Below are 19,799 nucleotides of genomic sequence, written 5' to 3' on the forward strand. Positions count from 1 at the left end.
TCAAGAAAATGAAACGATTAGCGACTGGTGCAACTGGTTGAGTGAGCTATGCTCAATAGAGTTGCGACAAAGTAAGAGCATGGAGGAAGTCGGATGAAAGTGTCACTGGCTCGATGGACAATTGTGACTTGTTTAATAAGCGTACCTACTTTTGCCGTTGTTACGCCCAACCCACCTCAGTTACAGGCAAAAGGCTACGTATTAATGGACTTTCAATCCGGTGCCATTATTGCCGAGCATAACGGGCGAGCAGGCCTTGCTCCGGCGAGTTTAACCAAGTTGATGACCGCTTATGTAGTTGGACAAGAAATCAAAGCGGGGCGTTTGAAATGGGATGATGTTGTCACCGTGAGCGAAAACGCGTGGTCGGCCAAGTTTCCCGGTTCTTCTAAAATGTTCATCAAACCGAAAGATGAAATTAGTGTTGCGAACTTAATGCGCGGCGTGATCATCCAATCAGGAAATGACGCGTGCGTTGCACTGGCTGAGCACGTTGCAGGCAGTGAACGCGGCTTTGTTGCCTTGATGAATGGTTGGGCGGAGAAATTAGGACTGCAAGACACCTATTTTGTAAACTCCCATGGTCTTGATAGTGATGGCATCCAAACCTCACCAACCGATATGGCAAAACTCATGCAGTCGATCATCAGCGATGTTCCTGATGTGTACGCGCTATACAGTGAGAAAGTCTTCAAGTGGAACGACATTACGCAGTACAACCGCAATAAGTTGTTGTGGGACAATTCCATTGATGTCGACGGGGGAAAAACCGGCTACACCAGCAATGCAGGATACAGCTTGGTGAGCTCGGCCAAAGAAGGAAGAATGCGCCTTATCTCGGTGGTGATGGGTACGCCAAGTAAACAGGCTCGGATCAGCCAATCGAAGAATCTACTCAGCTATGGTTTTCGTTTTTATGACACCAAGCAAGTTGCTAAGCAGGGCCAAGTTGAGTCTAAAGTTCGCGTTTGGAAGGGTAATGTCAATCAAGTTGAGGCGATCTTCGCTAAAGATGCCTATCTCACTCTGCCTCGTTCAATGACGGCTGGGCTTGATAAGAGTGTGGTGTTAAATGAACCGTTGATTGCGCCGATCGCGCAAGGAGATGAGATTGGTAAGGTCGTTTGGAAAAGCGATGACAGTACCGTGGCGAGTTATCCCTTGGTCAGCAGCCAAGCGGTAGAAGAGGGCTCGTGGTTTGGTCAGCTTTGGGACAGTCTGGTGCTGTGGGTGAAATCGTTCTTTAACTAGAATAAAAACGAGCAGAAGTGTCTTTCTGCATTCTTTTGTTGATGGCCGCCCAGCTAAACGTTGGGCGGTGTCTTTTTTAACGGTTTATTCCGACAAGGTGATGATTGGTAAATCGTCCCAAATCTTACTTTCATCCGATGCGCCACCGGAGAAGTTCCAAGGGCCTTTGTCTTGCTCTAGCGGACGGTAAGTTGCCGAAAGGCCGTCTAAGTCCCAAGTCGTCACATAGAATCGAATGCCATCCAGTGAATCAGGTCGACCCAGCGCGTCACTCGCAAAGTCCATCGAAATAGTGTTATTGGCTTTGTCTACTGTCACTGTTGGTGCTGGCGTGACCGCTTCTCCCCATGTCGTCGCATTTGCTCCTTTGGTGTTGTAAATCGAGCTTTGCCAGCCAAAAACAACCGCATTACGACTCCAGGTTCCGCTTGGCATAGAAGCGTTGATCTTCGGTAGCTCAGACAAGTTAGTTGCGGCTTCTTCAGGTAAATCCATAAAGATGGTGAAACCTACGTGGTCGAAGCCGTTTGGTGGCAACCAAGTGTCGGTGATGTTGTCCATGGTGAAGGTCAAACGTACGTTACTGCCAACGGTAAATACCTCAGCTTTGTTGATTGCGAGTTGGCTATTGTTTTTATCGAATGTTGGATCCGTTGGTAGCGAATAGTTACCGTTAGGACCGCCCATGCCATCTTGCGCATCACCCGCGTCATCAATAGTGTCGTCTGGCGTGTTTGACCAGCTTAAGTCCGACACAAAGTTAACATCTTCAATGCCAGCTTTTTTCTCAGTAGAATAAATCGCGAAGCGGTGTTGTTGTTCGCCAATTGCAAAGTGACGAGTCGACAGCGTGACACTAAACTGACCATCAGCGCCTGCAGTAATGGCTTGCGCTGTTTCTAAGTTACCATCGACGACAAGGTTCAACTTCTCGTTGGCGTTCGCACTACCCGCGATAACAATATCACCAGTGATGGTTTTTCCTTCCCAATCCTGCGCCAGTTGGATGTTGAGGTCTGGGGTATCTACCGATTGGGTATCGTTAGTTTTTGAGTAAATCACGGCAGATTTGGCTGGTAGCTCAAGGGTTACGTAACCGTTTTCATCTGCGATTAACTGCTCTGGAGCGTCTACCCAGTTCGACATGATTTGTTGTTTGAAGACGGTGCCACCAACTTGTTCTACATCGAGTTGGTTCATCAACATTGGAGAGTTAGATGTGTTCATTACCACTAAGACTTCGTCGTTATCCAAAGTGCGGGTAAAGGCGAACACACCTGCACCAGCTTTATCGCTGCCAATGACTTTCATTTCGCCGCGTGTCATGACTTTGTTTTCGGTACGTAACTTAGCAAGCTCTTGGATGAACAAGTACATCTCGCTGTTTTGGTCGAATGAATCTACGTAGTCGCCGTCTTCACGGTAACCGCCAGCAAACATCGCATCGCGCGCTGCTGGCATCGCTTGCTCTGTACCTTGGTAAATCACAGGAATACCGGGTACGCTCATCATGGTGATCAGAGCTTGCTTCATATCGTTGACACTGCCTTGCGATAGAAAACGCGGCATATCGTGGTTATCAATGAAGTTCGGCATGATGTATGGATTTGGGAACATCTCCATCATTTTCTCAAGACGAAAGCGTAGGTAATCGGTCGGTTGTCCTGCTGCAAACACGCGAGTCATGGTTGCTTGCAATGGGAAGTTCAACACCGAGGTTAACTGCTCCGGCGAGCCGCTTTCGCCGATGTAAGTCAGCATCTTCTCTTCGCCTTCGGTGTGGTAAGGCGTAGATGTTTCGAAGACTTCACCAAAGGTCAGGAAGTTATCGCGACCAGTATCAACCGCTTGAGTCATCACACCATCGTCGGCATGCAGGAAGTCGTTCCAGAAATCGTGCTCAACAAACTTCACCGTATCGATACGGAAACCGTCAACGCCCACTTCGCGAATCCATTTACGGTAGCTCTCTTTTAGATAAGCGCGTACTTCAGGATCGGATGTATTCAGGTCATCCAGATCCGACAGTTGCCAGGTTTTTTCTTGTACTGGGTCGTTATGGTCGGTGATGCTTGGCGTCCAGTGGTAGCTGCCTGTGCCGTCTGTTTTACACTCATTCATGTTGAGTGGGTACGGCAGCTCTTGCCCGGCAGGTAGTGCATTTTTTATCAAACGGAAACCTTGGCAAGGAAGGCTAGGATCGTAATTGTATGGGGCATCGTAAGTGAAGAAGTTACCAACATGGTTGGTCACGATGTCTTGAATCAAGAACATGTTACGAGCGTGCACTTCTCGCGCTAACGCTTGGTAGCTTTCCATGTCACCAAAGTGCTCATCCACTTTTTGGAAGTCACGCGCCCAGTAGCCGTGGTAGCCGCCGTAGTTTTGCTCTGCATCCCACCATTGGTTAGCAACTGGCGGAGTAATCCAGATCGATGTGGCACCGAGATCTTCGATGTAGCTTAACTTATCACTCACACCAACGAGGTCGCCGCCGCTGAATTTTTTATCCGACGTCGGATCGAATTCGTTTTGCTCTTGATCATTGAGAGCGCTGTCGCCGTCGTTAAAACGGTCGATCATCAGGAAGTAAATGATTTGATCTTGCCAATCAGGAGATGCCACGTGGCTGCCTGTATCGACTGGTGTGGTTTCGTCGCTTCCACAGCCAGAAAGGGCAAGAGCGATCGCGAAAGGAAGTATTTTTATTTTATTCATTGGGTTAGGTAGAGTTTCAAACACAGTTTTTGCCTCCGTTATGCAGCAATGCAGAAACGATAAAGCAAAGGTTTGAAATTGAGAGTGTCATTTTACGCCAAAAAAGACGTGAAATGATGTCACGAAGTGATGGTTTTGATCTGACCGACAGTTTTAATTGAGCGGTTGCACAATAGGATATTGTATCGGGTAATGCTCTTTCGCGAGCTCGTTGTCGGATTCATCATAAAGGCGGAAACGGCACTGCTTTGCAGTTTGAGTGAGCGATAATTGCAGCACCCAACAAGCATAATGTAGCGAGTGTTTGGTTAAGCGCATTGCGTGAGGTGTGGGATCATCATCGACGTAACAGTCAATCCTCGCAACGTTTTCAAGTCGGCATGCCAGTTCGATAAAGAGCGTGTATTGCGCCCCAATATTAATAAGCTGCCGAGTCGGGACAATGTATTCCGTTGCACCAATTAAAAGCCCCTTAGAAACCACATAGTCACGCTGGTGGTTATTCTCAATGTAACGTTCCCCATCGACTTCATAACAAAGGCGAAAGGTAAGGGGGTGCGCTACCGGAAGTTCGGTCGTTGCCCAGAGTTCGATGCCATGACTTAAAAAGCGCTCGAAGAAGGCTGGGTAGCGACGCCACGTGCCATCACGGTCACGGCATTCTACCGAGACCACTTTTTCAAACGCAATATTGTCCACTTCCATCCAGATTTTGCCGACAGGTTGGTCGATGTGGTTATCGTCGAAGGTATTGGCTTTGGCGTAGTATAAGCGGATTGGTTGTTGATTTAGTTGAGTTCGGTTATCCAAACATTGTTGGCGATATTGCATGGGTGAAAACGGATACCAACGACGAAAAGTGCGGTGAAAGTTCGAAGGTTCTTCATAACCAAGTTGATAGGCGATTTGCTGCGTTGTGAGTTGGGTGTCGGCAAGCAAAGTGAGTGCTTGCTTTCTTTTAGCGAAATCAACGCATTGAGAGTAGCTCATTTGCTTTTCTTGCAGTCGACGTTGCAAGGTGCGTTTGGAGACGCCCAGTTGCCTTGCCGCTTGCTCTAACTTGAGCGCGTAATTACTGTTTTTGATGAACAAGGCGTTCAAAACACTCAGCAATTCTGGCTGTTCAATTGGTTGGTGAGAAAGCAGCAAATAAACATGTTTCACCAGTTCAAACACGCTTGAACTGGTTTTAGAATCTCGCGTTTCCCCTAGAAAAATATCGACCGCGAGTGGATTGCTGGCTTGAACTTGTACTTGTACTTGTATTGATTCACTTAGCTCAAGCGTCTCCAACTGCATTTTGAGCAAGCCAAACACCGACTCCGCCCAATTTGGCATATCGGCTGTTCTGCATTCTACTTGCAGATGGATTTGGGCATCACCATGTTGAAATGTGACGTACAAACGGCGGTCGAATAATGAGACACTTTTACTCCACCAAAGCAGCCCTTCCTGGAGGTTAGGCGCTTCTTTCAACATCATGCATTGCAAGGCCACCAACTTCTCAATGTGCCAATATTCGCCGGCAATTCGAAGGTGATTGTGACCGAGCTTTTTGCACAGAAAGGATGTAATAACGTTATCTTGAGGCAGCATGAGTTGAGTTTGGTTGCGAGCAAACATGCATTATTGCCGAAAAGATGAAGAAATTCAGTGAGAACGCTCAAAGCCTTTCTTATCGTTTTATTTTCAAATTTATTTTGAAAATGTTTTTAATCGAAATCGGTTTTTCCCTTTATCTCATGAGGTTATGCTGTTACACAGCTTAAATTCATTAATTGGAGAACCTCATGGATATCGTACAAGCTGCAAAATCTCGTTACTCAACGAAAGTGTTTGACTCAACGCGCAAGCTATCTCAAGAAAAAATCGACGCAGTTAAAGAGCTGATTCGTTTTAGTCCATCGAGTGTGAACTCCCAGCCTTGGCATTTCATTCTGGCAAGCACAGAAGAAGGCAAACAGCGCATCGCTAAAGCGGCGCAAGAGAATTACGCGTTTAACGCGGCGAAGATTCTCAACGCTTCTCACGTATTGGTGTTTTGTGCGAAAACAGGCATTGATAACGACTACATTGAAGCGCTAATGGTGCAAGAAGAAAAAGATGGTCGATTCCCAACTGAAGAAGCGAAAGCGGCTGTACGCGGTGGTCGTAGCTACTTTGTGAACATGCACCGTTTTGATTTGAAAGATGCAAACCATTGGATGGAGAAACAAGTTTACCTCAACGTGGGTACGTTGCTGTTGGGTGCTTCGACGCTAGAAATTGATGCAGTACCAATTGAAGGGTTTGATCCAAAAGTGCTGGATGAAGAATTTGGCTTGCGTGAAAAAGGTTATACCAGTGTTGTGATCGTGCCGCTTGGCTACCACGCGGAAGATGACTTCAACGCGAAAACGCCAAAGTCTCGCTGGGACGCAGAAACCGTATTCACCGAGATCTAATTCGAGCTTACTTACAGGTGACGTAGAACCCCGTAATCAATATATAAATCGCAAAAGAGTGATAAAACGATGATCCACTTAGTCGCAGAAGTGAAAGCCTATCCAGATAGTAAGGATCAGGTGGTGAATTTGCTTGCTGGTTTACTAGAGCCAACTCGTAAAGAAGAAGGCTGTTGCCAATACGAGTTGTATCTCGACGAAAAAGTTGATGGCCTATTTATGTTCCAAGAAATCTGGGCGTCGCAAGAGGCCTTGGATAAGCATTTGCAAAGCCCGCATATGGCGACGTTTCTTGAAACATTGGAAGAGAACGATTGGGTTGAATATACCCAGATTCGTCCTCTTCGATTTATCGCCTAATGACAGAAGGTTGCCAGCACGTTGGCGCGTTGCTGGCAGCATTTTTGCTGGATAAAGTCGCGGAAAGTCCGAATCGTTGGCGTCAATAATCGACGATCGGCACATACCATGTAGAGCGGCACTGGGCCGCAATCCCACTCTGGTAACACTCTCACCAATCTTCCCTCGATTAAGTCTCGGCTAATGTCCATCAATGATTTATTCGCAATGCCTTTGCCTTTGATCGCTAACCGATGTGGCAAGTCACTATCGTTGCTCAACAAGTTACCGCTGACCACGATTTGTTCTTTCTCGCTGCCACGCGTGAGCGTCCATTTGTTGTAGACCGAATCCGCGACCATGTAGCACAAGCAGTTGTGTTGCGTTAAATCGGCAGGAGAGGCGAGTTCTGGATGTGTAGCTACGTACTCTGGCGATGCACATAATATCCGTTCGTTTGACCCACACAATGCCAATACGACCAGATTGGAGTCGGCCGGTTCGCCGTAGCGAATCGCAATATCGACAGGCTTGGTGTACATATCCGTCAAGCTATCGGACAGCTCTAGTTTGATGGAAACATTTGGGTAGAGATCGATGAACTCATCCACCCAATCGAGCAACATATTGCGACCAAAATCGGAGGGTGCAGTAATGTGCAACTGACCAGACAACTCCCCGCGCGCACTTGAGATCTGATCCAACCCCTCTTGCAATGTTGCCAACGCTTGCGTGGTTTTGTCTAAAAACAGTTCGCCCTCTGAGGTTAAACGCAGGCTTCGGGTGGAACGCACAAACAGTGGGAAACCGATTTGCCCTTCAAGACGCTTAATCGATGCGCTAATGGCGGCAGGTGTCATGTCCATGCTGTTAGCGGCTTTTGAAAAGCTGCCTTGGCGCGCGGTTTCGACAAAAATATTGAGGTCGTTGAGGGCTTTCATAATGAAAAGGGCTTTTAAGAAGTTTGGGCTACTATAGGGGAGAGTCGTAGGCCAATTCAAGGTTAAAACATTAGGTTGCACGGCGAGTTTGAGTTAGATTAGCGCGCAACTTCACTTTACCGGATCAATAGCATGAGCCAACAGCAGCCGAATAACCCACTTCACGGGTTGAGTTTAGAGAAAATCGTCACCCGACTAGTTGAACACTTTGGTTGGAATGGCATGTATGAGCGCGTTCGTGTGAACTGTTTCAAGAAAGATCCTTCAATCAAATCGTCGCTGAAGTTCCTGCGCAAAACGCAATGGGCGCGGGACAAAGTCGAAGCGCTGTACATCGAGACGTTCTGCTAACCGCTCTATGGTCTGCAGCAAGCGGTAAGTAGATTCTTAGTCTCGCTTTGGCTCGCTAGAATGACGCAGCTTTTCTTATCGCGTAGGTTGGAAGAGTCGCTCTACTGATACGTCTAAAGCGAGATTCCGAGTGACTCACTTAGGCTTGTCTGGAATCGCTTTTTTAGATGGTTTTGTAGAGCTCAGAGCCAAACTCGAACTGTTATTCTGAACCGAGAGGAACGAGCGTGATTCAGAATTTACCCTCAGATTGTATTGAGTTTATTCATGGTTCTATGGTCTGCAGCAAGCGGCAAGTAGATTCTTAGTCTCGCTAGAATGACGCAGCTTTTCTTATCGCGTAGGCTGGAAGAGTCGCTCTGCTGATACGTCTAAAGCGAGATTCCGAGTGACTCACTTAGGTTCTTCTGGAATCGCTTTTTTTGATGGTTTTGTAGAGCTCAGAGCCAAACTCGAACTGTCATTCTGAACAGCGAGGAACGAGCGTGATTCAGAATCTACTCTCAGATTGTATTGAGTTTATTCATGGCTTTATGGTCTGCTGCAAGCGGTAAGTAGATTCTTAGTCTCGCTATGGCTCGCTAGAATGACTCTAGTTTTCTTATTGCGTAAGTTGGAATGGTATCTCAGCATCATTCCCGATAGCGATGAAGGAGCGCTGTCGGGAACCTCGCCTTTAATCTCTCGTTTCTTGCTACTCCAAATGATGCGTACTACCCACGGTTCCTTCCAAGTCTAAAATCGACTGGCGAACGTGATCTGGAATCGCAGCTTTAACGTTGTTCTTAAAATCAAACATCACACCAGTGGCGGTCGCGATGGTCGCAATTTTACCCCACTTCTTACTCAGCACTTGGTACTCCATCGTGATGCGATCTTCTTGCATGTCGATTACGCGAGAACCGACTAATAGCGTGTCTGGGTAAGTAACAGGCAATTTGTAGCGGCATTGAGTCTCGCTCAGTACTGGCCCAATTTGCGAGGTCTGCAGGTCGACCAGCAGGTTAATTTTGTTGAAGTAATCTAAACGTGCGGTCTCGAAGTAGCGAAAATAGACCACGTTATTAACGTGTTGCAGAGCATCCATTTCACCCCATGCGACTTTTATCTCTGTGATAACGGGAAAGTCCTTTAACAGTGTGTCCATTTTTATTGCTCCTTTTTCATCTGCTTTGCCACAAATTGCGACGCGACTTATCACTTTGAGCATTTATTCTAGATGTAATCATTTAATATGTAATAAAATTGTTTTTAAAATGTGAAATGAAATAGTGGTTTGATTATGTAAACTAGAAACTTTACATAATCGAGTTGAAGGCGTAAGTTTAACTAAGAGTAACCAGATAGGAGGTGTCTCATGATTGAACTCAAAGGTTTCAACCTCGCAAGAGTTGAGAAACGCATTGATTGGACAGGTGAGCTGTTCAGTTTGAGAATATCTGGCGCGCCTCTTTCATTTAAAGCTGGCCAATTCACCAAGCTTGCTTTGCTTGATGATGAAGGTAAGCCGATCAGCCGTGCTTACTCTGTGGTTAATGCGCCAAGCGAGCAATTCGATTGGTTGGAATTTCTAATAGTAGCCGACCCTCAAGGACAACTTTCTCCACGGCTCCAAAAGCTTAAATCTGGTGATAGCATTTATGTCGGTGCCACCGCACATGGCGATTTAATCCATGACTCTATTCCTAAACAGGCTCATGACCTGTGGCTGCTATCTACAGGTACGGGGATTGGACCGTTTTTATCGCTGCTGGATGATATAAACTTACCGCCTCACAATGAGCGCATTGTGCTGGTTCATGCCGTTCGTTTCGAAAAAGATCTGGTTTATAAATACCTAATTGAACAGCTTCAGCAACGATATGAAGGCAGATTAAAGTATATACCGATAGTCAGCAGGGAAGTGGTTGACGGTAAATTACAAGGCCGAATTCCTGAACTCATCGAATCGGGTTTACTGTCCAACGCCGCTGATGCGCCATTCTCAGCTCAGCGTAGCTTTGTCATGATGTGTGGGAATCCACAAATGATCAAAGATACCGTGCCCGTTTTACAAGAGCTAGGCTTGGAAAAGTATCGCCATCAAACTGGGGGAAATATCATTTACGAACGTTACTGGTAGCGTTTTGTTAAATTGATACGGTTATGCTCAAGATGTAATGATTACTTTTGAGATATGACCGCGATTTAGTATGTCTTAGTTGAATATTATGTTGGCAATACCTAAACTGCGCTCACCATTGCGCGTCTGTACACTCAGTCATTCTCGCTTAACCAATTACATTGAGGTGACTGAAGTCCATGTATGCTTTTATCGCGAGCAAGCAACAGAGAATCATTGCTGGTTTTATCGACCTGCTCTTTACGATGGTGGTCGTGTTAATAATTGCATTGAGTATTAACTCTTTTCTTAACGACTTTCAGCTCTCTTTAGCAGATAACCTCACGCTTGTTCGTGAAACTCAGGCGTTTTACTTGCTTTCTTTACCAACGGTTTTAATGATCAACTGGAATGCATTGAGTCATGGGCAAACCATCGGTATGCGCATGATTGGTATTAAAGTTGTAATGAAAAATGATAGTAAGGCAACGAAAGTTACAGCAGGGTTAAGGCTTGTTATTAGCTACTTACTGGAGATGCTCATTCCGGGGATCCCGTTGGTAAATTTGGCATTGTTGTTCTTTCATCCGGAGCGACGTTTGTTGCATGACTTGATCGCCAATACTAAAGTTGTTCAAGTTTCCTAATTTTTGATCAAAAAAGCCACGTGAAGTGGCTTTTTTAATATCGATAAAGTTAACCAGATTTACTGTTGATTAACATATTTCTTAAAGCGAGCTTTGGTTTCTGCGTCTGCTTTTTGGTACCAGAAGTGCAGCATCTCTTCAGCTGTCGAATCCGCTTTAACCGCAGTTGCTCTCACTTGCTTCATATCCGCAGGAACCTTTGCAGGAAGCGTGACTGGCTGCATGGTCGCTGCGCCAGCAAAAGCCACGGCTGCTGCACCGCCAGCTTGGTTATAATCTTCGATTTCACGTACGTAATCACGACCGATTTGCATACCCGGTTTGAGCAACTTGTCCTGGTCAACCGCGATTGCGTTGCCAGAATCATCAACCAGTTTCCAATCTAAGTCTTTGATCTTTTCTTCCGCATCACGTAGGTTGCGGTATTCTGGCATTTGTAGAGTGAGTTTGGCATTGGTCGCGTCAAATCGTGTAACGATAACATCGCTTTCAACACTTAAACGGTCATTACCTTGGTTGAAGTAAGGGGCGAAACGAAATACGACTTGGTTAAGGCCATCAGGTAACGTCAGTGTTCTCTCAGAGGCGAAAAAACCACCCGAAAGATCTGCTTTTTCACCGTTAGCCGCTAATACTGAAACGTTGTCAGGAACACTCACGGTTACATCTGCGAATGCCATGCCACTCATTGCGAGAGCAAGCGCACAAGTTAAAGGCTTGATCAATTTCATTGTTTTTATCCTAAGCAAATTAGTGGTCATCGAGAGTGCATCGTTCATTGCCCGATTGCAACTCCCAAGTGTAATAAGTATGAAAATTTAACAAGAACGTCATTTTTATCGCATTTATTACGACGAAACTGTGATCCAAATAGAATCAAACCGCTGAAATTCAGCGGTTTGATATCATAAGTTATAGATTGAATTTCTTTCTAACTTATTGATTTATTATATGCCTGCGCCGTGTCCAGGTTCTGATTGGTCATCAGAAGCGTCTTGTTGGTCTGCCATTTCTTCTTGCTGTTGCGCTTTCTCAATGCTCAACCACCAAACAAATAACTCATACCAAATTGCTAGGATAACGGCACCTAAGAACAGACCAACGATGCCGTAGAAAAGCATACCACCGATGGCACCGAGCAGAATCACAGGCATTGGCACGTCGACGCCACGTCCCATTAACATTGGTTTGAACAGGTTTTCAGAAAGAGCCGCAACTACGACCCAAACAGTAAACATGGTTGCTGTTGAGGTGTCTTGGGTCATGTACATGAAGCCAATCACAGGTAGCACTGCGAGCAACGCCGGGAGCTGAGCGATACATAAAATCATTAGAAGCAGTGTGAGTAAACCTGCTGCCGGAACGCCAAATACGAAGAAACCAGCACCGATCAACAGTGCTTGAATCGCCGCTACACCGACTACGCCAAGCAGTACGCTTTTAATTGTCGCAGCGATAAGCGTGGTCCAGCTTTTTGCGTTTTCACCAGCGGTTCGAATCGCGATGGTTCTTAAGCCTGATGCTGCAGATTCAGAGTACGTCATGAAACCTGCTGCAATCGCAAGTGACAAGATTGAAAGCAGTAAACTTCCCAATACGCCCCCAAGTGTACCCAGTAAAGATGTGAGTCCTGCCTTTATTTGTGGCATAAAGGTTTGAATCGCTTGCTCAAGATTAGTAGCGAATAGGGTCCACACTTCGTAGAGCTTATCACCCACGATAGGCCATTCCGCTACGGAAGGTTTTGGCCCTGGTATTTTCACTTGTCCATTTTGTAGTACTTCAAGCGCGTGCGTTGCACCATCCACAATGGAGCCTGATACCATAACAAGTGGCGTGACAAGGAGGGCAATACCAAGTAAAGCAATGGTTGTGGCTGCCAGACCTCTGCGACCACCATATACACGCTGCAATTTTTGGGTAAGCGGCATTAAAGCGACGGCTATAATAGCGCCCCAAATAACCGGAAGGATGAAGGGTTTGATGATGTCGTACGTAAACATCAGCAAGACAAAGATCAAGCCAATGCGTATTGCCGATTCCACCATATTACTGATGAAAAGCTTACTGTCGATTTTTACCGATTGTTTATCCATTTTTGTTTACCTGATGATCAATGTTAGAACTGACGAGACTTGAAACAACAATCGCCATATAAAAAACACCTGTGATGGCCTCTAAATACACCACGACTTGAGCCAGTGGTGTTAGAGGACTAATGTCGCCATAACCGAGTGTGGTTAAGGTAACGAAACTGAAATACGCTGCATTGGAGAAGTTCTGCCCCCAAGAAATCGCTTCCATACCGGTAAAGGCTTTAGGCGAAAACTCAAGCAGAATGAGGTAGGCAATCGCCCACATCAGACCAAGCAGCAAGAAAAGCGCGATCGAGCCAATGACTTTGTTGCTGTTGACATGGCCGGTGAAAAGAATCTGTCTTGCGATGGATTTAAAAGTGCCGAAAAAGAACGCAAAGGTGAGGGCAAGCATCACCACATTCATCTCTCGGATGTCGAAAACGGTTTTGATCACAATCACAAGAACCCAAACACCAAACAGGCTGTAGAGGAAACGAGACCAGGTTTTGTCAAAGCGAAGGCTCGCAAAACAGACGATAAACGTCAGAACCGTGAAAGCCTGAAGTATGTGTTCAATCGTCCCTTCACCTACGACTTGTGCCATCGCACTCCCTAACAACAAAATCACTAGCGCTAAGGTTAGATAGAAGAAGTTGTTTTCTTCATTAATGTTTTTGAGGTTTTTACCAATGACCATGGCTCTTCTCTCTTAGTTATTGTTCACTTTCTGCGGATGACTCTCTCATCACCATGATGGACGCAGAAAGCCCGAATCGAAGATCAACATCTTCAGGAAGTTCTTGTAGGGAGATTCGCACCGGAATACGTTGTGCTAAGCGAATCCACTGAAAAACAGGGTTTACGTTTGGAAGAAGGTTGTAGCCGACCGTGCCGTCTTTGGGCGCAATACCCCAACCAATCGAGTCAACCGTCGCGTCAATTGGCGTGTCTGGGTGTGACATCAAAGTGACACGTGCTTGGCTGCCAGGTTCGATTTGCGCAAGTTGGTTTTCACGGAAGAAACCAAATACCCAAAAGCTGTTTTTGTCGATCAGTGCGAGCAGTGGTTGGTTTGCGACCGCTTGCGTACCGTTTCTAATATCGAGGTTAGATACAAAACCATCGACGGTCGCATAAACTTTGGTAAAGCTGAGGTTAAGGCGTGCTGATTTTAGTTGTTCTTCTGCAGATTTGATTTGCAGTAGCGATTCTTCGTAAGCGATTTCACGACGAATCAGATCCTTATGAGAAACTGCGCCACGGTCTTTGGCACGAATGTCTTTTAAGCGGTCATATTCGATTTTTTTACCGCGAGAGCTAACAATGGAGCGCTCCAGTGCTACTTCGGCTTGAGATAACGCAACCTGGTAAGTCGCAGGGTCGATTTCAAACAGTAAATCCCCCGTTTTTACTTCTTGGTTGTCTTGCACCGCGACATTTACAATTGGGCCTGATACGCGAGGAGCCACTTTGATGACGTTAGCACGCACTTGCCCATCTCGTGTCCATGGGTTATTAAAGTATTCCTCAAACTTTTGATAGCCGAGCCAAGCTGCGCCACCAAGAATGACAAGATTGAGTGCGATTACGAATAGTTTTTTCATCTTGTTTGGCACCTAAAATTGAATATAAAAGCTGTCGATGGCCACCACATAACCGACCATGATGGCAATAAACGTCAGAGACGGAAAAGCGATGAAGCGAGACAAACGTGTCTTGTTCAATATCATCACCGTTATCCACGTGGCCGTGACGGCGAGAAAGAGCACGAGTAGCGTAGGAGAAAAGTAAACGTCTCCCCAAGAGAGTTCATGAGGCATTACCGATCCTCCGTTTTGTTTTCATCACTGGTCTCAGCCGGAGTTTCGAGTCGCAAAGGCGGCAATACGCGGTTTTCTTCATTTAAATAACTTCCCCAGTCAGTGCGCTCTGTCATCTGCGTGGCAATCGATTCACTGATGAAAGGTTTGCCTGTTTGGGTTTGCCAGCCTCCACCGAGGGCTTTATAGAGTGCAACAACTTGGTTCGCAACATTACCTTTGATCGTTGCGTAGCTGTCTTCTGCGCGGGTCATTTTTTCTACCGAGTTAAGCAGACGTTCGAATGAAATTTGTCCGTTTTCGTACTGTGTCATGGATATGTTGAACGCACGAATAGAAGAGTTGACCGATTGCAAGCGTAAATCTTTTTGCTGCAAATACAGGTCATAAGCTTCGATTGCATTGGTGACTTCATTAACGGCTTGCAGTACCTTTTTGTTGTAGTTGGTCAGCGTTTCTTGGAAGCGAGCATCTTCGAAACGAATGTTATTTTTCACGCGTCCGTATTGGAAAATGTTCCAACTGAACGTTGGGCCAACCACCATGGTGAGCGAATCGCTAAAACTGAAACTGCTGCCATCGGGAACCGTACTGTCGATACCGATGGAACCGAACAACGAAAAGCTTGGGTACAGAGCGGTTTCTGCCACGCCAATCTGCGCACTTTGCGCGCGAGCTTGCATCTCAGAGACTTGCAAATCCGGACGTCGCATCACTAAGTTAGCATCCACTTGCGTATCCAAAAGCGGTGGACGTGGCACAATGGAACGCTCGTCGGTGCCCGATAGCGCCGATTTTCTGCCCGTCGATTTGAACTGGGCTTCGTACTCAGCGATTTGCTTGTGCATCCCATCCGACTGTAGCAGTCGATCTACTTCTTCTGGTAACAGACCCAGTAGCAAAGCCAACACAGTACGTGATTGCTTCATTGCCACTTCGAGGCTCGGTAACGCTGCTTTGGTGGTGTAGAGTTGGTTTTTAGCTTGTTGAACGTCCAATTCTGTAACGTTGCCAGAGTCGAACTGCACCTGTGTAATGCGGACGACACGCTCTTGAATCTCTATGTTGCGGCGAGACAGCAAAATACGTTCTTGGAATGTGCGATAGTTGATGTAATTGCGCGCCACTTCGGCGGTTATGGTGACCATGATGTCGTGATACGATGCGATGGATGCGTAGTAACCCGCTTCTGCCGACTCAATACCGCGAGCATACTTGCCCCAAACATCCATTTCCCAAGCAGCATCAAACGACAAAGTGGCGTTATTCACGCCCTGATCATTTACGTAGGCACGCGCTAGGTTTCCTGACACGGTTTGAACTTGTGGGTATTGCAAGCCAGTCGAAATACCAAGCAATGAACGTGCTTGGACAATTCGTAGCCCTGCGGCTTCTAAATCGAGGTTTTGTTTGCTCGCCAACTCAACCAGCTGATTAAGAGTCGAGTCATTAAATTGCTGCCACCATTGTTGTAGCTGTTGCTCTGATTGCTGCGTATCTTTGGCTGCTTTTTGCACCGACCAGTCACTTGGCAGTGGCGCCTGCTTTGGATGAACATAATCTGGTCCTACCGTGGTACACGCACTGAGTCCGAGCAAAGAAAGTATGGCGAGGCTTGGTTTGGTTAGTTTTGGAAGCATCATATCCCCACCTTTAAAAACGCTTCTGTTGTAAGTTCACCCAATCGATATCCTCGTAGGTTTGCTTGCAATGCTTGATTGCTTCGAACACGTTCCGTTTTAAATTCAGCAAGATATAAAAACCGGCTATCTCTGAATAAGCGTAGTCAGATAAATCCAACTCACTAAAAAAATCTTCCAGTTTATCTTCGAATGTTTGGTAATCTTGACTGTATTGGTCGAATACGGAGTCGAGTTCTTGTGTTGCTTGATGGCTGGCTAAAGCGCCCGCCATCAAAGGAATGATGGAATCGCGGTGCTGTTGGCGAAGCTGAGTAATTAGTGGATTGGTCATCAACTTTTTCTCGGCGGCCATTAAGATGTTGATGTGATTACTGAGTACATCACACGCTTTGCTAAACGCGCCAATCGCTTCTGGCGTGGTTTTATCAAAGTGTTTGTGGTTGATTTTCGAACCCCAGACTTTGAGCTTTTTCGATGAGACATTGAGTGTCACCAAGTGCAAGGCCCGTTTGAGCGGCGTAATAACCGAGCTGGACTGTTGTTGATAGGTAGTGAACAGCTCTCGGGTATGTCGGAAGTAGCGTTCTTTTATGGTCAAAAAGAGGTGTTCTGGTCGTGAGCTAAACGGGAAGTAGTGCGCGAAAATAATCATGAACACCACCATGTAGAACAACAGCATGATCGTCATGAGGATCCCGAAGTGATAAAACATGTTGTTGTCTAAACCAAGAACAAACAAGCCAATCATATAGAAAATCGTCACTGGCCCGTTAAACAGATAAAAGCCGATAAAGGTGTAGATAAAGATGAACAGGCCAAGTTCTAACCCGAGATCCAATTGCGGAAGAATGAAGACGTAAGAAGGCACCGCGAACAAGAAGCCGAAAGTGAACAGCACAAGCAACAAAATTGGGTGCACAGGCACGAACGACAGCAAAGACATAAACATGGTCGAGAAGACCACGAACGAGTAGCCGCCTGGTGGATTGAAATAAATCCAAATCAGTCCTGCAACCCAATAGGTAACAAAGGTTTTGACCGCAGTTTTAAAGTTTTCTGCGTCCCACCATAGAAACTTGCCTTTCGGTTTCGGCAGTGGCACGTCAAAGGAGACATTGTTCGTCACAGAGTCAATACAGCTAATGCTCTCCGCTAAACGCGACAAGTTTTGATGCATCAGTTCCAACAGGTGACCAAGCGTAAGCGCAGAGCCTTTCTCTAGGTGAGCTGCGTCTTCTAGCAACGCTTGGTTGTATTTGACTTTGAATTCCTGAGCACGAAAAGCGGGCTCTTTTTCGTCCCAGACTTGTTGGCAGGTATCAAATAGCGCGTCAATTTCCGCAACGGCTTGATCAAAGTTGCTGATGCTTTCACGGTCTTGCTGGTGGCTAAAGTGGCTGTGCGCCGCAACGGTCAATTGTTGCGTTACTTGCTTGTTCAAATGAACCGCCAAGCGCCACTCTTTCATGTAGGCCGACACGTCGCTGCATTCCACACTGACTGTGGCAAAACGCTGTTCGAGCGCATTTTGGGCGGCAAACATCTGTTCGATAAGAGAATCCACGCTAGGTTGTGGCTCTTCCGCTTCTGGATTTTCTTCGCCCTCTTCTTGAAGAGAGACTTGCCCTGCCGATTTTTGCTCGAAATTTTGCAAGATAGAGGTGAACAACGCGCGTTGTGCTTGGTTGAGTTGTTCGATGAGCTGTCTTAGGTTTTGTTCTGTTTTGGTCGGGAATAAGAAAGTCCCCACGAGTGTGTAAACCACCACCCCAAACACCGTCATATAGGCGCGGTCAACGCCATAAAGAAACGCACCTTCTGCGTCACCGCCATTGGACATCATCAGTGTCATCACGCCGGTCAGCATGAGTAGCGTTGGATCTTTTTGATAGGCATTACGGAAGTAAAAAATGAATGAGACCACAACCGACACGCTCAACATGTACAGCAAGCGGTCTTGAGCAAACAATCCCACCAGTAACAAGCCAACGACGGCGCCAACCAACGTACCGAACACGCGTAAGGTACCTTTGGCGAGGGATTCACGACGACTGCCTGTGGATGCAATCAGCATCACTGTGGTTGCGGCCGTCGATGCTTGCGGCCAACCCATGGCAAACGGGATCAGATAAGCCAGAGTCAGGCTAAGCGATACTTTAATAGCGAATTTTATTTTGTCGTTCATAGTGTCAAAGTTTGCTCAGGCTTATCGTTATAAGTTGATGAATTTCTTATGTGAATAATCAGAATCTTGTTCTGAATAAATTCGGGGGGCGGAATATAGCGGGTGAAAAAGTGTGCTTTGTAAACCCTTTGTCAAAACAAAAAGTGCGTATTTGGCTTGATCTCGTGCTAGCCCTTGGCGTTATTGGTGAAACGCCTAAAACGAGCAAATTCGCGATCTGTGATGATTCTCACTTTTGAAACAAAATCGCTGCATTGTGTGAGCCAATTCTCACCTTATATTCTTCGCCTGGTACCAAAGCAGACCACTTGTACCATCTGCAATGAGCTTTACTGCTTTAAAAAGCATAGATGATGAATGGGTACTTGAGAGGGAAAGTTATTACTTTTTATCGGCTTGCCGATTGTTCGTTTGTTTTTTTGGATCGAGATAAAAAAACCAAAGCGATGCCACCAAGAATGATGCCGCTGGTTAAAAGAATATGCAGTGAAAGAGGCTCGTGGAGTACGACGGTGCCGAGTAGCAAAGCAATGGCTGGCACGGAAAGTTGGCTGACGGCGGCTTGAAGCAAAGAGAGCTTACGCATTACTTGATACCAAAGCGTATAACCAAGGCCAGAGGCCATGGCACCAGATGCGATAGCGAGCAACACTCCGTTCCAAGAAAGGTGGATTGAGGACAAGATTAATGGCGAAAGGAGCACGCCAATTATTGATGCAGCGATGAATCCCCACGTGATGCCACTACTTGGAGAAGGCGCTTGTTTACCGAGCGCAGTAAACGCAGCCCAACAAACGCCAGAAATCAACATGAGAAGTGCAGAGCTAATATCGGGGCGAGTGGCAGATGGCAACATCAACCAAACAAATCCAACAATTGAAAGGCCGATACCGACGATTTCGAGAAACTGAAAGCGCTCACCTTGCAACCAATAGATCGCCAGTAATGTAAGTTGCACGGCACCAAACAAAAGCAAAGCACCAGTTCCTGTCGCCAGTTGTAAGTACGCGAAAGAGAAAAGGGCTGCGTAACCAAATAACGCCACGCCAGCAAAAAAGCGAAAGCGAGAAGTTGGTCGATCGGTTTTCCACTGACCTCTCACGACAAGCAATGCGATTAAGATAACAGCGCCAGATATCAATCGAACGAGCGTGAAGCTTCCTGCATCAATTAACCCTTCTGCCAAGGCAAGTCGGCACAATAATGAATTGGCAGCGAACGCCAGCATTGCAATAGCAGTGAGTAAGAAGGTCGACATCCTTGATCCTTAGCGTGTAAATG

The 19,799-nt window shown here is 46.3% G+C and carries 18 protein-coding genes; 6 read left to right on the top strand and 12 right to left on the bottom strand.

Annotated features, from left to right (window positions below; genetic code table 11):
- Window positions 1–93 precede the first annotated feature (93 nt).
- On the top strand, window positions 94–1,251 hold the full coding sequence (locus R7P74_RS10490) for a D-alanyl-D-alanine carboxypeptidase family protein (protein WP_077283423.1): 1,158 nt from the start codon (window positions 94–96) through the stop codon (window positions 1,249–1,251).
- An 84-nt stretch (window positions 1,252–1,335) separates the two neighbouring features.
- Here the strand turns inward: R7P74_RS10490 and R7P74_RS10495 are convergent, their stop codons facing one another.
- Both R7P74_RS10495 and R7P74_RS10500 read right to left on the bottom strand, forming a co-directional pair.
- Window positions 1,336–3,993 carry an alpha-amylase family glycosyl hydrolase gene (locus R7P74_RS10495; protein ID WP_318122833.1) on the bottom strand — a complete coding sequence of 886 codons (2,658 nt, stop codon included), beginning with the start codon at window positions 3,991–3,993 and terminating at the stop codon, window positions 1,336–1,338.
- 129 nt (window positions 3,994–4,122) lie between these two features.
- Window positions 4,123–5,592 (bottom strand): helix-turn-helix transcriptional regulator, encoded by a 1,470-nt coding sequence (locus R7P74_RS10500; protein WP_258669789.1) that lies wholly within the window; start codon window positions 5,590–5,592, stop codon window positions 4,123–4,125.
- 167 nt (window positions 5,593–5,759) lie between these two features.
- On the opposite strand from R7P74_RS10500, the gene R7P74_RS10505 reads away from it, so the two are divergent.
- Together R7P74_RS10505 and R7P74_RS10510 are read left to right on the top strand one after the other, a co-directional pair.
- The gene (locus tag R7P74_RS10505; protein ID WP_017820149.1) at window positions 5,760–6,413 is read left to right on the top strand and encodes an oxygen-insensitive NAD(P)H-dependent nitroreductase NfsB; all 654 of its coding nucleotides are present in this window, start codon (window positions 5,760–5,762) and stop codon (window positions 6,411–6,413) included.
- 69 nt (window positions 6,414–6,482) lie between these two features.
- Entirely contained in the window at window positions 6,483–6,773 is a 291-nt protein-coding gene (locus R7P74_RS10510; RefSeq protein WP_005374925.1) for a putative quinol monooxygenase, read from the top strand.
- Here R7P74_RS10510 and R7P74_RS10515 read toward each other — a convergent pair.
- Window positions 6,770–7,693 (bottom strand): LysR family transcriptional regulator, encoded by a 924-nt coding sequence (locus R7P74_RS10515; protein ID WP_005374928.1) that lies wholly within the window; start codon window positions 7,691–7,693, stop codon window positions 6,770–6,772. The two genes, R7P74_RS10510 and R7P74_RS10515, sit on opposite strands and share 4 nt — an antisense overlap.
- Before the next feature lie 132 nt (window positions 7,694–7,825).
- Between R7P74_RS10515 and R7P74_RS10520 the strand changes: the two genes are divergently transcribed.
- Window positions 7,826–8,044, top strand: coding sequence for a VF530 family DNA-binding protein (locus R7P74_RS10520; RefSeq protein WP_005374929.1), 219 nt, complete (start codon window positions 7,826–7,828; stop codon window positions 8,042–8,044).
- Between the two features lie 694 nt (window positions 8,045–8,738).
- Here R7P74_RS10520 and R7P74_RS10525 read toward each other — a convergent pair.
- The gene (locus tag R7P74_RS10525) at window positions 8,739–9,191 is read right to left on the bottom strand and encodes an acyl-CoA thioesterase (protein ID WP_005374933.1); all 453 of its coding nucleotides are present in this window, start codon (window positions 9,189–9,191) and stop codon (window positions 8,739–8,741) included.
- Between the two features lie 210 nt (window positions 9,192–9,401).
- On the opposite strand from R7P74_RS10525, the gene R7P74_RS10530 reads away from it, so the two are divergent.
- Window positions 9,402–10,166: a ferredoxin--NADP reductase gene (locus tag R7P74_RS10530; RefSeq protein WP_005374935.1), complete on the top strand. Its 765-nt coding sequence runs from the start codon at window positions 9,402–9,404 to the stop codon at window positions 10,164–10,166.
- Window positions 10,167–10,345: 179 nt separating this feature from the next.
- Window positions 10,346–10,792 carry an RDD family protein gene (locus tag R7P74_RS10535; protein ID WP_025768614.1) on the top strand — a complete coding sequence of 149 codons (447 nt, stop codon included), beginning with the start codon at window positions 10,346–10,348 and terminating at the stop codon, window positions 10,790–10,792.
- Window positions 10,793–10,851: 59 nt separating this feature from the next.
- Here the strand turns inward: R7P74_RS10535 and R7P74_RS10540 are convergent, their stop codons facing one another.
- The 8 genes from R7P74_RS10540 to R7P74_RS10575 all read right to left on the bottom strand — a co-directional run bounded on the left by R7P74_RS10540 (window position 10,852) and on the right by R7P74_RS10575 (window position 19,776).
- Entirely contained in the window at window positions 10,852–11,523 is a 672-nt protein-coding gene (locus tag R7P74_RS10540) for a DUF2057 domain-containing protein (RefSeq protein ID WP_130545736.1), read from the bottom strand.
- Window positions 11,524–11,739: 216 nt separating this feature from the next.
- Window positions 11,740–12,888 carry an AI-2E family transporter gene (locus R7P74_RS10545; RefSeq protein WP_213866703.1) on the bottom strand — a complete coding sequence of 383 codons (1,149 nt, stop codon included), beginning with the start codon at window positions 12,886–12,888 and terminating at the stop codon, window positions 11,740–11,742.
- Entirely contained in the window at window positions 12,881–13,567 is a 687-nt protein-coding gene (locus tag R7P74_RS10550; RefSeq protein ID WP_213866704.1) for a potassium channel family protein, read from the bottom strand. Before R7P74_RS10550 ends, R7P74_RS10545 begins: the two co-directional genes overlap by 8 nt.
- Window positions 13,568–13,583: 16 nt before the next feature.
- Window positions 13,584–14,474 (bottom strand): HlyD family secretion protein, encoded by an 891-nt coding sequence (locus tag R7P74_RS10555; RefSeq protein WP_213866705.1) that lies wholly within the window; start codon window positions 14,472–14,474, stop codon window positions 13,584–13,586.
- 12 nt (window positions 14,475–14,486) lie between these two features.
- Window positions 14,487–14,690, bottom strand: a complete 204-nt coding sequence (locus R7P74_RS10560) for a DUF1656 domain-containing protein (protein ID WP_005374946.1) — start codon at window positions 14,688–14,690, stop codon at window positions 14,487–14,489.
- Window positions 14,690–16,333, bottom strand: coding sequence for a TolC family protein (locus tag R7P74_RS10565; RefSeq protein WP_033906682.1), 1,644 nt, complete (start codon window positions 16,331–16,333; stop codon window positions 14,690–14,692). The genes R7P74_RS10560 and R7P74_RS10565 overlap by 1 nt, the downstream gene beginning before the upstream one ends.
- A gap of 10 nt (window positions 16,334–16,343) precedes the next feature.
- The gene (locus tag R7P74_RS10570) at window positions 16,344–18,518 is read right to left on the bottom strand and encodes an FUSC family protein (RefSeq protein ID WP_318122834.1); all 2,175 of its coding nucleotides are present in this window, start codon (window positions 18,516–18,518) and stop codon (window positions 16,344–16,346) included.
- Between the two features lie 388 nt (window positions 18,519–18,906).
- Window positions 18,907–19,776 (bottom strand): DMT family transporter, encoded by an 870-nt coding sequence (locus tag R7P74_RS10575; RefSeq protein WP_318122835.1) that lies wholly within the window; start codon window positions 19,774–19,776, stop codon window positions 18,907–18,909.
- Between the last annotated feature and the right edge of the window lie 23 nt (window positions 19,777–19,799).

Source organism: Vibrio sp. 2033, from assembly GCF_033339735.1.